The sequence below is a fragment of the uncultured Gemella sp. genome (genome assembly GCF_963515875.1).
GTDB lineage: Bacteria > Bacillota > Bacilli > Staphylococcales > Gemellaceae > Gemella.
This window is the reverse complement of sequence record NZ_CAUPZX010000043.1, coordinates 1-14,643: the sequence shown is the minus strand read 5'-3', so window position 1 is coordinate 14,643 and position 14,643 is coordinate 1. Positions and strand designations below refer to the sequence as shown.

Genomic DNA, 14,643 nt, shown 5'->3' with positions numbered 1-14,643 from the left:
AATCGATGTCTAGAAAGGGAAATTGTTATGATAATAGTATCATGGAATCATTTTTCGGAAGAATGAAGACGGAAATATTTTATGGTTATGAAAAGAATTATATGTCATTTGAAGAGTTTAGTAAAGCTGTATATGAATATATAGCTTATTATAACAACAAGAGAATTCAATCAAAAACAAAATGGATGGCACCTGTACAGTACAGGATAACATCCACATGTCTAAACTAAATATATATGTGTCCAGAATTTTGGGTACATATCAAACAAGATTTTCTCGAGTCACCCCCGCAAAGTTTATTAGATATCTAAAAACCTTTCATAAAGAGAATTTAGATATCAATAAACCACTACGTTTATGAGTTATCATATAAACTTTTTAAAATTTAGGACTTTTGAGTCAGCCCCTTCTCACTATTAAAATTCACTATATACATATTCTTGGACATTTGAAAAATCAGTCACAAAACAATATATTATTATTCCCATTATAACTATATAAAAGAATAGTACCCAAAGTGCAAGACTTTGATTATAGCTTAGTTTACTTTTTAAGTTTGTAAAGATCTCTTTCAAAATCAATCCATCCTCTCCAACCTAAATGCATCGCATCATACATATAGTAATCTTCATATTCTTTACCTGAATAATCCATAACTTCAATATTATTTTTCGATGCAATTTCTTTTAATTTTTTATAAGCAACTTCTCTTTTTGAACTATCAATTCCTGTGTAATCACTCCATCTACCATGAGCTGGAAGAATCGCGAATTTGATATTTAATCCCAAATCTTTAACAATTGATAAAAATATATCTAAATCTTCATATTCTTTAGCATCATCATATTTAGTATTTTTAGAACTATTTTTTAATTGATCATATTTTGATCTAATATATTTATCATAATAAGTATTATCAATTTGATAATCATTGTTATTAGTTCTTTCTTTTGCTTCTTCCGTTACTTTTTTATCTAATTCATTCCAATTGTAATTTGGCGTTACATCTCCGCTTAAAGGATAATTTTCTCTTCCTTTATTTTTATAAAAATTATATTTATTTTTTAGGCTAAAGACATAATTATCTAACTTTAAAAATGTCCCAGTGAAGAAATTACCCTTTTCTTTTAGAAAGTATCGTTTATAGCTTCTATACTTCTTACTTAACTCTTTATTTGTAGCTGATAGTTCAATAACTCTATTGATAAACTTTTCTTTAGTTTCTTTACTAATTCTATCATTAGCCATAGTATTATAAACATGCTCACTAGATATCCTTGATAAAAATGCATCTTTCAAGATACCATTTTTATTATCAAACCACTGAATAGATTGAATCATTACGATTTGATTATTCGTCACATCATTTCCGATAGAACCTATTGTTGCTGCGTGTATAATATTTTGAGAGTTTCCAACTCCTACCTGCATAATATTAAAATCATTATAATTAAATATTTTCTTGGGATGATAATCTTCATTTATTGTTGTAGTTAATTCTGACGATCCTAAAAGTAAAAGTGTTTTAGGAGTCATGTTTTCTAATATTATATCCTTACTCTTGTACTTTTCAAATGATGTACTATATCTGACACTATTATCATTTACTTTATAATAGTCTTCTATTTTTTTTATATACGTCCTGTCTAAAATTACAAGTGTAATTAATACCAGTATAATTGATATTAAAAATGCTTTTAATTTTATCATCTTTATTTCCTATTTTCTATGTACGAAATTACTTTATTTGGTGTGTCTATTTCTTCATATGTCACTTCTGTAGGAGCTATGCTTAGTCCAAAGATTTCTTCGATTTTCACTAACATTTCTACAAAAGCTAAAGAATCCATTAACCCTTCTTCTTTCATATTTATATCTAAATCTTCTCTTACTACTTCGTCTTCACAGATTTCTTCTAACATTTCTAATACTTGCTCTTTTATCATGCTTTTTCTCCTAACTCGATATTATTTTTTAAGTGCGTGGCTTAATAGTTTATAAGGTTCTCCTGAGAAAATATATAAACCTATTATTACTAAGTTGATCGTTATGAACCAACTAAGTACTTTGTACCATGTTTCATTTTTATTCTTTTTATAAAATTTACTTTTCTTCTGATAGTATTCAAATCCTGCCATTAATAAACCATGGTAAAATCCATATACTATATAGCTTATCGTTAAACCGTGCCAAAATCCCATAAGTACCATATTTACCATGTAGGCATACATCGCTGTTGTTAGTCGTTTTTTGAAGCGTTTTTTCTTTGTAGCTTCCATAAAGACTCTTGAGAATACAAAGTCTCTTAACCACGTTGATAATGTAATATGCCATCTATTCCAGAAGTCTTTTATATCAATACTTAGGAATGGTTTGTCGAAGTTCATTGGTGTTCTTACCCCTAAAATATTACTACTCCCTACCGCCATTAAACTGTATCCTGCAAAATCAAAAAATAAATACAGTGTGTATAAGTACATATATTTCACAGAATGCATAAAAGATGTATGAGTCCCAAGCCCTACTAAATAATGATAACTTAATGTTGAGAATACTACTTTATATAATAATCCCAAAATTAGCCTATATATTCCTTCTCCAGCTAATTCTAAGTACTCTGTCCTCGACATTTTTTCTTTAATTTCACTCATAAAACGTCTACTTCTATCTATAGGACCAGCACTTACAGTTGGGAAAAATAGTAAAAATTGTACATAATCTACTAAATTAATCTTATCTTTTATAAGTCCATCTGATATTTCTATCATAATTTGTATCGTTTTAAATGACATATATGATATTCCAATAAAGGCTAACAGATGCAAATGTGTTATTGCGAATACTTTGTTTATTATTAATGGTAATATTGATAATACTACTAATATTTTTAGATATTTTTTATTTTCTGTTTTTTGTGCTATTTCTACTAATACATACTCATAGATAATAAAACCTAATAGATAAGATAACATCGTTGTATTTTTACCATATATAAAACCAGCGAATATTAATGACAGAGCCAATATATAATATTCAATTCTTTTACCTAGATAATTTATTATAAAACCTATCACCAGAGCTATAGTTAAGAAAAAGAAAAATTCATTCCCGTCAAAGTAGCTCATTTTATACTAACTCCTTTAATTTTTTCTTATCTATCTTTCCATTATTATTTAGTGGCAATTCTTCTAAAAATACTATTTTTTTAGGAACCATGTATTCTGGCACTAATTTTTTAAGTTCTTGTTTTATTTGTTTAGTTACTTCAAAGCGTTTTTCTATTTCTTCGTTATATACTACAAATGATGTCAGCGACTTTACTTTCCCATCTTCATAACTTGGAACTGTCACCGCTTGACGAATTTTTTTATTTTTAAGTAAATTATTATCTATATCTTCTAGTTCTATCCTGTGTCCGTGTAGTTTCACTTGGAAGTCTATACGTCCTTCACAAAACAGCATACCATCTTTAAAGTATCCTAAATCTCCTGTCAGGTAACTTCTCTCTTCTTTTCCATCCACTTCTCCTATACCAAATTTATCACTTGTTATAGCATCATTTTTGAAGTATCCTTTTGCGACTGTGTTTCCTGTGATTACTATCTCACCTTTATTTTCTTCATTTAGATTCTCTAGGTGTACTTTCGTACCCCATTTTATTTCTCCGACCGGTAGATTCTCATAATATTTTTCATTTACTTCTTTTGTTATTTCTACCCATGTTACCATTACTGTTGATTCTGTTGGTCCGTAAGTATTTATAACTTGTGCATCTTCAAAGTTAGCATGAATCTTTTCTACAGTTGTGCTGAATAGTTTTTCTCCACAAAAAACAAATTGTTTCACTTTTGGCATCAGACTTTGATTGAAGTTTTTATCTACAAAACACATTTCTATAAATGATGGTGTTGAAATCCATATTGTTGCATTTGATTTATTTAACTCTTCAAACATTACTTTGAAGTTCTCTTGGTGTTTTTTATCTATTTGTACTAAAGTAGCACCTAGATAAATACTTGGCCATAATGACATTACCGATAGATCAAATGAGAACGGTGGATGCCCTAAAAACACTAATTCTTCTTTTTCATCATAGTATCCTGTGTACCAGTGTAAGAAGTTATTTAGATTATTGTATGTTATACATACTCCTTTAGGTTTTCCTGTACTTCCTGATGTGAAAATTATGTAGAATATTTCTTCATCTCTCACATAATTTTCTTTTGGTATAACATTTCGAGTGCTCGCGATTATTTCTTTAGCTGACTCAATGTCTAGCATTTCTCTAGATAGTTCTATTTCTTCTGTGATTAGTACTACTTTTGAGTCTACTGTTTCTACTATTTCTTCTACTCTTTCTTTCGGTGTATTTATATCAACTGGACAAAATGCTCTTCCTGATTTTACACACGCTAAGAAGTACACTAACATAAATGGATGTTTATGTCCATAGACTACTATCGGATTCTTATCACTTCCTAATTTTTCTTCAAGATAAAACGCAAGTTTATCTGAATACTCTATTAAATTTTTATATGTTAGATTTTCATTTCGGTATATATTATTAATATATACTTCTTTAGAACTGTTTTTAAACTGTTCTAGTTTTTCAAAAAAAGTTAATTTCATATCTATTATATCCTTGCCTTTATCACTATTATTTAACATTTAAAAATGCCTATATTCTAATGTTACCAATTAAAAGTAAAAAATGATACTTTCTTCCATATACTATTATAATATAAAATTAGCCAAATGTACTTAAAAATTAATAAAAAAAATAAAAAAATTAGGGAAAACTCAAGAAAATTATTATTTTATAAAAAATTTCATCAAGTCAACCCTAAAATATTAGTTCCCTTTTCGAGAAAAACTACTAATAATTACAGAAAAATATTTAATGTAACTCATTTATCAGTGATTGTTCTTTGTTTCACTAGGTATTATTATTCAATAGCTTTTCTTTTAATTCTTTTGATTTTAGATTCACTTTATTTTTTAAATTTAATCGTGTGTCATTATTAGTTGCATAATTAAATAATATTTGTTTTTCTGCTGAATATTGATTTTCAATCTCATAGTTATTTAATGAAAAGTCAAATGAAAATATCTTTTCTAATAAACTCATTACATTATGGAGATTTATATCAACTAGTTTTTCTAGTTCTGGACTAGTATATGCTTTATGTACATCTGATCCATGAATAGTACCCTTTTGTGTAGTCCTGATATACATAACTTCCGAAGCTAATTCACAGAAATCATCTTTTAATATTAAATCGCTATTAACTAATCCTCGTAGTCTATAGGGTTTAAAACCTTTACCTAACTTAGCTATTTCTCTATAAAATATCCCTAGTATATCCTCAGATTTTTTATTAAACATCAATTCACATGCTAATGCATAAGTTAAAATTTGAGAAATAAATCCTAATTCAATACTATCTAGTGTAAAATCAGTTTGACTACTCTTATAATCAATTATAGAAATATTCTTTCCATTAACGTCTACTCTATCAATTACCCCTGTAAATTTAATTTGCGGTATATTATATTTCTGTTTCAGTTCTTTCTTATTGATTTCTCTAGTTTCGACATCTTCACACGTAATAACATTGTCTACTATTTCCAGACTAAATGGTTTTTCTAGGAACGTTGGCATAAACTTCGTTAAAGAGTAATACTTTATCTCAATAGCTATAGCTACCTCTAATCTATAAAGCATATTATTTAAAATATATCTATGCGTATTTAATAAATCTATTAATTTCAAAGTTTCTAATATATCTTTATTCTCACTCGAATAAATAACATCTTCTATTGTTTCTTTAATCTTATATTTTTTAGCAATATCATCATCTTCTACCACTTCTAAATCTATTTTTTCACCGCATTCAGCAATAAATTTTATAACTCTTTCTTCTGCCATTACAGCATGAAAGAATCTTCCAGAAACCAAATTGTCGAGATCGATATCTCTTTCTTCTGCTATACCTAAAACTCTTTTTATAAAAAATTGATAAGGATTCTTCTCAAAATCAGAAACTTTAGATATACTGAACTTAGAAAAGCTATCTTTCTTAACTTCTAAGCATTTATCGATTGTACTTTGATTAAGTTCAAACCTATAGTCTTTTATTATTTTAGCTAGATAATTTTTAATACCCACTTCTTTTGTAAAGTATACTCTATCATTTAATTCATCTAATACTTCATAGTTTTCATAACTTTCAGAAGATATTATAAACTGATATTTCTCTAAAAACTTAATCATCAGTTCTGCTAAAACTTCAACTTCTTTCGTCTTACTATCTTTCACTTCCATGAATCTACGATAAATTTTTGAAAACAAATAACTAAATTCTCTATCTGAAAGAATTTCCGAGAAATTATCTAAATAGTAACTATAATTCGAAATAGAAAATTCCAATATTTTTGAAGTTTGCATTTCTTCTAATTTAGGAAACAGTTTTTTCACTGTATTTAAATACGGAGAAGCAAAATTCTCTTTAAAACTTTTGTCTAATAAACTATAACTTATATATGTTTTTTCTTTAGCTCGTGTTAATGCTATATACGCTACAAATTCTTCATCTATAAGTGCCGCTTCTTTTGTAGGAGACAAGAAGATGTCCCTTAATATAAGTTCTTCTTTATCCTTATCATCTATTAATCCCGTACTTTTAGAAACCGGCAAAATATCTTTATTAAATCCTATAACAAAAACAACCTTTTTATTTTCTACCTTAGCTAAATCCATTGTAGACATTATTATTGAGTTGTTTATTTCAGGTATTGAACGATACTTGATAGTAGTCAAACCTACATTAAATAAAGCTGTAAACTTTTGAAATTCAAACTTTTCATTTCCAAAATTCTCATTTAATTCATATATATATTCAAGAACTTTTTTATAAACTTGCCTATCAATGCTGTCAATTTTCAACTCTTCTATGTCGTCATATTCCCCATCTTCTTTATCAAGATACATTCGAATTTTACAATAATCAAATACATCTATTAATTTCTTTACATATCGTTTAACTTGAAGATTATTTTTTACAGAAACTTCGGATACTTTGCTAATGAGTTCTAATAAGACTTCTTTACAAATTTCAAGTTGTTTTGTTGTGTATTTATTTGTTTCTTCAATAAAATAATCTTTTAGAATGTCTTCAGCTGAATTTACCAATTTCTCATTCAATATATTTTCAACATCATCAACAGAGATCGCTTTAACTTTTTCTAATAAATTTTTATAAGAATAGTTACTACTAACATTACTAACTAAATTACTTTTTGAAATCCTTTCTCTAACTTCATTTTCAGCTAATTCATCTATATGTTTTTCTAGCTGCTTTTCATTAATAGTTGAATCTTCTAATAAAACATAAGAAATTATTTTTTGACGATATATATTCTCGAAATTTGTTAACCTAGTTTTTAATAAATTTAATAGTTTTGATTTAAAACTCCCTTCATCAAAACTTAATGTTTCTTGGATAAATTTAACTAAACGGTGGTTATTAGTTTCAATACTCTTATCTAAGTGAACTTCTAAATTGTAGTCTTTAAAAATATTCACATAGTTCTCATATATATTATCTCGATACAATACAGCTATTTCATTATAGTCAATATTATTTTTAGTCTTCAACTTAACTATTTCACGAGCTACTTGCTTTACTTCCAATTCCTTATTTTTAGCACATATTATTTTAATACTATCATCAATCTCATACTGTGAAGTAAAGTTATTATAGTATTTTTCAGCCAAAATACTATTAGAAATACCATTATATCGTCCAGAATGATTTTTTAATATACTATAATTTTCAACTTTATTATCTTTGATATCAAATTTTATCACATTAACATTTTCATTATTAATAAAGGCAACAATCGAAAGATTAACATCTTTATTATTTTTCACTATCTCATTTATACCAGCAACAATTTCATGAGATTTTCTAAAAATATCTAATTTATACTTCTCATTACTGTAAAGATTAGATAGATAAAAGCTATTATATTTCATCTTATCTAACTCGTACCCCTGGAATAACTGAGAAAGATTGAAGTTGAAATATCTATTTGCATCACTAACTACACTAACTACTAATTTTTTTGATTTCTCAGCTAATTTCTCAATATAATTATACTCTTGTGCTGTAAAGTTATAATATGCATCTACATAAAAGATATAATCACTTAAATCTACGTACTCTAAATATAATAATAGTTCTTTTATATAATCAACCTTATCAAAAATTGTATGTTCTTTTAATAATTTTGTATACTCTACATAAATTTCTAGTATAGCTTCTAATTTTTCTCTATGACTTTCATCTAAGTTAGTGTTTTTTTCTAAATAATCTTCCAATGTATTTATACTTACTGTGTATTCTTTTAACTCATTGATAATCTCTTCAACAACTTCTATAAAACTTATATCTTGTAAAATTCTCTTCACTAAAAAATTCCCATTATTTTCTAAGTTTTTAGCAGCTTTATAGAAATAAAATGGTTTAATATTATCTCCAAGTTTTCTCAGACTATCCATTCCAAGTTGCTTTGCTAATCTTCTAGTTAGACTTGAAAAATTTACAACATCGATATTAAATGTGCCTCCAAACTTATCACATAACTCTTTTTCAAAATTAAAACTGTTTTGCTCAGGTGTTAGCACTATTATTTTACTATTATCTCTATTCAATTCAATATCATTTAAAATATATGTTGTTTTACCAACACCACTTGGTCCAATTAATAATTCTAAATTCATTTTTTCTCCTTTCTTTTGTTATTTATTATATTCCTGTCATTTTAACTTTAGCATAATTTTCCTGAGCATACACTTCTATTTTCGGTCTAATTCGCTCTTTTAATTCACTAACATGAGAAATTATCCCTATATTTCTTCCATAAGATTGTAAGTCAATTAGAGTTGTTAACGCTGTATCTAAAGTTTCTGCATCTAATGAACCAAATCCTTCATCTATGAAGATTGTCTCTAACGAAATTCCTCCACTCTCATTTTGAATTACTTCAGCTAACCCTAACGCTAATGCTAATGAAGCCAAGAATAATTCTCCTCCTGAAAGCGAACTTATAATACGTGTGCTATTTAGGTAAATATCATGAACTTCTATCTCCAGACCCTGAAGTCCTCCACCTTTAGATTTTTCTTCTCGTCTAATAAATCTATAGCGATCATTTGTCATCTGCAGTAATCTTTTCGTTCCTGCTACAAGTATCAAATCTAAGTAATAACCTTGAACATAGGTTTCTAATGATTTTCTACTTTCTGTTTTCCCATTAACTACATCACTAAATTCTATTATTTCTCTAATATCTTTAGATGAATCTAATAATTCAAGATAGTCATCATGAATTTTTTTATATAATTTCTTATTATTATCTAATCTAGTAGTTAGTACAGCCATTTTTTCTGTAAAGTTAGAAACTTCATTTTCAAAACTCTGCAATTTTTCTCGCTCTTGTTCTAAATCAGGTTGGTTTATTCCAGTTAGTTCTTGTTCAAGTTTTTCAATAGAATTTAGTAATATTTTTTTACTATCTTCAAACTCATCAATCTGAACTTGATATTGTTCTAGTTTATCTAATTCTACAACATTTTCTTCTGCATCTTCTAAAGAACTGTAATACTTACTAAGCTTAGAATTAGTAAAACTATTTGTTAGAAGAACAATTTCATTAGTAACTTCTTCTATATTTTTAATATTATTTTTCTGCTCAGTTTCTATTTTCGTTTTTCTAACCAATAAATCATTGCTATTATTTTGAAAAGATTTGTACATATTATCGTACTCATCAACCTGAGAAGCGATGTTTTCATAATAACCTTTAAATTCTTCTAACTTAACTTCGACACTGTTTTCAAATTGATTAATTTTATTTTTTGCTTCTAAGTGACTTTGTTTTAACTGATCTTCCTCTTTTAACAGAATTGATAATTCTTCTATGTCTTTTTTTAATCTTTTAATCTCTTTTTCTACTAATTTTATTTCACCAATTACACGTTCCAAATTAACCGTCTCTTGCTTTAATTCTTCTTCTAACTGAGTTAATTCTTCTAAAACTTTGAGGTTTACCATCTCTTCTTGCTCTTTTATAAGTTTACTTAAATTACTAATTTCTTGTTCGTCTTTTTGTAATAGTGTTTCTAATTTAATTATTTTTGTGGTAACATCTTGAAGAGATTCTTCTATATTTTCATCAACTTGAACTATTGATGTTATATCCGGAAGATGCTCTATTCTTTGCTTACACAGAGGACAATCATCCCCTTCGTGTAAGTTCAATATGAAACTATTTAAAATTTCTTTTTCCCTATTACTTTTCAACAGTAAAAATCCTTTTTCTAGTTCTTCTCTAGATATGCGAAATTCTTCTAACTGTTTTTTTGCAACTTCATATTTTGATTTTTTTTCTCTAAGCTCAGATTGACTATTTTCAAATGCTTTAAATTTATCTACTTCTTGTGTTTTCTTTAAAATTTCTAATTTTAATTTTCCGATACTGCCATCTAATACATTCTTTTCCTCATTAGATTCCAAAAGAATATCATTTTTAGTTTTCAAATTAGCTTCTAGTTCCCCTAGAAAATCCTTCTTATGAGCCAGTTCTTCTAATTTTATATTATATACACTCATATTATTCTTAGCTGTTATAAATTCATCGATATTATTATAAAAGAATTTTTGATCAGCAGCTATTTTTCTATATATTTCAATATCATCTTTAAGTTCAGTTAACTTTGATTCTAATTTAATATTGTTTTCTAAATCTATTTTATATTTTTTCTCTTCATCTAAAAGTGTCATTTCAAGTTCTTTAAGTTGAAGGTGTTTATTAATTAAACCTCTGTATTCTCTAATTTTATCCTTACTCTTTTGTAACTCCGTTAACTTACCAACTAATTCCATCAAATTACTAAAGTACTCTTCTTTTTTATATAATACCTCATAATTTAATTTATAGTTTTCTAAGTTTAAAAATTTATCATTAAGTTTACTCAACTCTATAAAATTATCTTTAACATTTTGAAGATCTTTTTCTAATTTTATTTGTTCTTTTTTTTCTAATTTTATCTCATTTTCTTGAGATAAAATTAGATTATTTATTTCTTCAAAGTTTTCATCTTTTAAAAACTCAAACTTTGTTAGCTCGCCGTCTATATCAAACTGCTCAAATCTAGTTATTAATTCTTTTTCTTTTTGTTTGTGCTTACTGTCTAAATTTTTTGCCTGTTCTTGTACTAAATCTACAAACTTTTGATAGAAATATGTATTAAAGAGCGATCTCAATGTTTCTTTCTTTTCACTAGATTTTGACAATAGGAATTCTTTGAATTTACCTTGAGGTAAGATAATAATCTGACAGAACTGCTTATCATCTAAACCTATTAACTCCTCTATCTTTTCTTTAACCTCTTGTTCTTTTGTTGCAATTATATCCTGCTTTTCAGAATTATATTCCATTAAGACAACTTTCCCGGAAGTTAAATTTTTATTACCAGTCTTTAAATAAGCTAAGGTTCTTTCAATTCTATATCTTTTACCGCTTAATTCAAAATCAAAATTTACTTGTGTCTTATCTTTATCAGCTGCTGTTTTTGTTCTTAATGAAGCTATATCTTTTCCACCTGTTGTTTTATTATATAGTGCATAAGTAATAGCATCAAATAACGTTGATTTTCCCGAACCAGTTTTTCCAGTAATTAGAAATATCGGCTCATTAATTATTTTGTCCCATTCTATTATTTCATCTTTATACGGACCAAACTCTTTTAACTCTAATCTAATTGGTTTCATTTTGATTCACCTTATCTATAATATTTACTAATAGCCTTTTTTGTCCCATCGTTAATTCACTGCCAGTCTGTTCAGTATAAAAGCCTTCTATTAAATCAAAAGGACTCTTAGTCAGCATTTCTCTATCTATTTTCATTTCACTTTCAGCTATTTCTTTTCGTTTTTGTTTTAATATCAATGTATTAGGATAATATTCCTTAATTCTAGGAAGAGGATCTGTTATGCCCTCCATTCCACTTAACTCCATGCTAAAGTAATCTTTTTTACAATCGAAATGTTGTTGAAATTCTTTTAAAAAAACATCTTCATATGCTGTACTAATATTATGCAACTTTCGTTTTTGTTTTAAAGGAATAAACTTTTCACTATAACTATCTTTTGTTACCTCTACAAGCCTCATCCCTTTAGTTTGCGAAGCTTCTGAAAATGAATATGCCATTGGACTACCACTATATTTCAAACGTTCCTCGCTAATAGCATTTGGATTATGAAGGTGACCTAAAGCAACATAATCAAATTTATCGAAAATTTCTACCGCAACATTTTCTACTGTTCCTACTGAAATTTCTCTTTCAGAATCGGTCTCTAAACCTCCAGATACAAAAGTATGAGCTACTAAAATATTAGTTTTATTAGTATCTAAATTTTTATAAATTTCATCTATTACTCTTTTTGTTGCAGCATTATGTGTAGTTAATGTAATATCTTCAAAATATTCTCTTGCCTCAAAAGGTTCAAAATATGGTAATAAATATATGTCAGTATTTTCATAAGAAATTCTTTCAAAAGCTTGTTCTAATCTCGTATGAAGATAAAATTTATGTTTACTAAACCAAGCTTCCCCAATCGCTAATCTTTCTCTACTGTCATGATTTCCACTTATTGCAAAAATAGGCACATTACATTCTATATTAATTTTTACCAAAAGTTCTTGTAAAAATGATGTTGATTCTTTACTAGGAACACTTCTATCATATAAATCCCCAGAAATGATTAAAAAATCAGGCTTAATTTCATCTATTTTATTAATTAGATCTTCCATTACATATTGTTGATCTTCTAATAAATCTTTTCCTTGTAATTTTCTTCCAATATGCCAATCTGCAGTATGTAAAAATTTAACCATATAATCACCTTTTTCTATAAAATAATCTTTATTATATTATATCTTAAAACCATTCAAAATAATAGGGAACGCCCTAAAAATTGTAACTTCCTAAATATCTATTTTAAATCTTTTAAAAATTTCATAGTTGAAACTTTATTATTCTTAATATATAACGCCAATTCAAAAAGAGTCGTGCATTACTGCAAGACTCTTTGATATTATAAAATTGTACAAATAGTTTAATAGGTATTAAATACCTACTGATATTATATCTTAAATTCATTAAAAATAACAGCAATTTCCTATAAGATTTAATATATTTATTCATTCTTATAAAGTAGGAAGTGACTCAAAAATCGTGATTTCGTAGAAATTCATTATTGAGTCACTCCCGGCGTACCTAAAGGCACGCCTGTCTAGTAGCTTCTGCTTGTTCGTCTTTGTTGCGTATGGTCTTAATACCCGTACTCACAAACTCACTCAAAAGCTACTATTCAGCAGTTTTTGTTTTTATTCTATCCATTTATTATATCATAATATCTCAACTCAAATTTTATTTAATTTTTATATTAAATAAAAAATCCTACTCATTTTATTATATCATACTCTTAACATATTTTTTAGAAAATATATTATCATTTATTTCATATTGTTTTCATCGAACTTTCATGATATATTTAAGATAAATGTAAGTATATACTTATTAAAGTAATATGTAGTTGCAAACACAATTTAAGTTTTATTTTATAAGTGAGGGAAGCATTATGAAAACAAAAAAAAATAAACTAACTTATTCAATTTTATCATTAGGATTAATAATTAGCCCTATTTTTTCTTTAATCGATAATTCTAATATAGCTAATGCTAAAACAAATATACAAAATAAAAATATAAAATCAAATAATACATTTACAACAACAATAGATTTATCTAAGATTGACATCGAAAATGAGTTACTTAAAACTCAACAATTACTAGAAGAAAAAAAAATAACACAAGAAGAATATAATTTAATCAAATCAATATTAAAACCTGAAATTAATAATATAAGCAGTCAAACTAAATTTAGAGTAGCTTCACATGCTTACGGACCTTATTATCCAGCTAGAAAAGTTGCATATGTAAATAATTGGGGGGTAAAAGAAATTTATAAGAATGCACTACCTAAATCTAAAGGTTTAAGTACAACAATTAATTTCATTACGGGTAGACTAATTGGAAGACCTTATGGTTGGGGATTAGGAGCTTTAGGACTAATTCAATCTTTCAGTGGTCCAAGTGCATTTGAACAGGCTCTACAACAAGCATATTGGCAAGGTAAAGGTATTGACGTATATTATCATATAAGTAAAAGTATAATGAGTTTAAACTATGTATCTTATGTTGTGATTTAATCATGAATAATAAATATTATGATATAATATTTTTAATAATTTTCCCTATTCTATACTTTTCTTATATAAAAAATACATTAAAGATAAATATAGACCAAGAACATATAAAAACCTTTGTTATACTATACTTAATAATAATCCTAACTATAATTATTCAAAATTCATATAAAAAAATTAAAAATAAAAAAAATAAAAAGAATAAATAGCCTGTAAAAAAGACGACTAATTAGTCGTCTTTTTTACAGGCTATTCAGATTGTTGACAAAACGACCAAAATATCAATGAAGATATTGATGTTTTGGTC

At 26.7% G+C, this 14,643-nt stretch carries 9 protein-coding genes; 2 read left to right on the top strand and 7 right to left on the bottom strand.

Annotated features, from left to right (window positions below):
- Nucleotides 1-230: IS3 family transposase (locus tag RWL85_RS07200; RefSeq protein WP_314086564.1), on the top strand; the 230-nt coding region annotated here is incomplete at its 5' end.
- 313 nt (nt 231-543) lie between these two features.
- Here the strand turns inward: RWL85_RS07200 and dltD are convergent.
- The 7 genes from dltD to RWL85_RS07165 all read right to left on the bottom strand — a co-directional run bounded on the left by dltD (nt 544) and on the right by RWL85_RS07165 (nt 12,963).
- Complete coding sequence (dltD, locus tag RWL85_RS07195) at nt 544-1,710, bottom strand: D-alanyl-lipoteichoic acid biosynthesis protein DltD (RefSeq protein ID WP_314086561.1); 1,167 nt, start codon at nt 1,708-1,710, stop codon at nt 544-546.
- Nucleotides 1,711-1,712: 2 nt separating this feature from the next.
- Entirely contained in the window at nt 1,713-1,946 is a 234-nt protein-coding gene (gene dltC / locus RWL85_RS07190) for a D-alanine--poly(phosphoribitol) ligase subunit DltC (RefSeq protein ID WP_003145008.1), read from the bottom strand.
- A 21-nt stretch (nt 1,947-1,967) separates the two neighbouring features.
- Nucleotides 1,968-3,125 (bottom strand): D-alanyl-lipoteichoic acid biosynthesis protein DltB, encoded by a 1,158-nt coding sequence (gene dltB, locus RWL85_RS07185; protein WP_314086558.1) that lies wholly within the window; start codon nt 3,123-3,125, stop codon nt 1,968-1,970.
- A gap of 1 nt (nt 3,126) precedes the next feature.
- On the bottom strand, nt 3,127-4,629 hold the full coding sequence (gene dltA, locus RWL85_RS07180; protein WP_314086555.1) for a D-alanine--poly(phosphoribitol) ligase subunit DltA: 1,503 nt from the start codon (nt 4,627-4,629) through the stop codon (nt 3,127-3,129).
- Nucleotides 4,630-4,936: 307 nt separating this feature from the next.
- Nucleotides 4,937-8,785: a PD-(D/E)XK nuclease family protein gene (locus RWL85_RS07175; protein ID WP_314086553.1), complete on the bottom strand. Its 3,849-nt coding sequence runs from the start codon at nt 8,783-8,785 to the stop codon at nt 4,937-4,939.
- A gap of 25 nt (nt 8,786-8,810) precedes the next feature.
- On the bottom strand, nt 8,811-11,837 hold the full coding sequence (locus RWL85_RS07170; protein WP_314086551.1) for an SMC family ATPase: 3,027 nt from the start codon (nt 11,835-11,837) through the stop codon (nt 8,811-8,813).
- Entirely contained in the window at nt 11,824-12,963 is a 1,140-nt protein-coding gene (locus tag RWL85_RS07165) for an exonuclease SbcCD subunit D (protein WP_314086549.1), read from the bottom strand. The genes RWL85_RS07170 and RWL85_RS07165 overlap by 14 nt, the downstream gene beginning before the upstream one ends.
- Nucleotides 12,964-13,709: 746 nt before the next feature.
- On the opposite strand from RWL85_RS07165, the gene RWL85_RS07160 reads away from it, so the two are divergent.
- Nucleotides 13,710-14,339, top strand: a complete 630-nt coding sequence (locus tag RWL85_RS07160; RefSeq protein ID WP_314086548.1) for a hypothetical protein — start codon at nt 13,710-13,712, stop codon at nt 14,337-14,339.
- The last annotated feature ends 304 nt before the right edge of the window (nt 14,340-14,643 follow it).

What these genes read in the sequence shown, in the direction of transcription:
- dltD (WP_314086561.1), bottom strand. Translation starts at nt 1,710, where the DNA reads ATGATAAAATTAAAAGCATTTTTAATATCAATTATACTGGTATTAATT.
- dltC (WP_003145008.1), bottom strand. Translation starts at nt 1,946, where the DNA reads ATGATAAAAGAGCAAGTATTAGAAATGTTAGAAGAAATCTGTGAAGAC.
- dltB (WP_314086558.1), bottom strand. Translation starts at nt 3,125, where the DNA reads ATGAGCTACTTTGACGGGAATGAATTTTTCTTTTTCTTAACTATAGCT.
- dltA (WP_314086555.1), bottom strand. Translation starts at nt 4,629, where the DNA reads ATGAAATTAACTTTTTTTGAAAAACTAGAACAGTTTAAAAACAGTTCT.
- RWL85_RS07175 (WP_314086553.1), bottom strand. Translation starts at nt 8,785, where the DNA reads ATGAATTTAGAATTATTAATTGGACCAAGTGGTGTTGGTAAAACAACA.
- RWL85_RS07170 (WP_314086551.1), bottom strand. Translation starts at nt 11,837, where the DNA reads ATGAAACCAATTAGATTAGAGTTAAAAGAGTTTGGTCCGTATAAAGAT.
- RWL85_RS07165 (WP_314086549.1), bottom strand. Translation starts at nt 12,963, where the DNA reads ATGGTTAAATTTTTACATACTGCAGATTGGCATATTGGAAGAAAATTA.
- RWL85_RS07160 (WP_314086548.1), top strand. Translation starts at nt 13,710, where the DNA reads ATGAAAACAAAAAAAAATAAACTAACTTATTCAATTTTATCATTAGGA.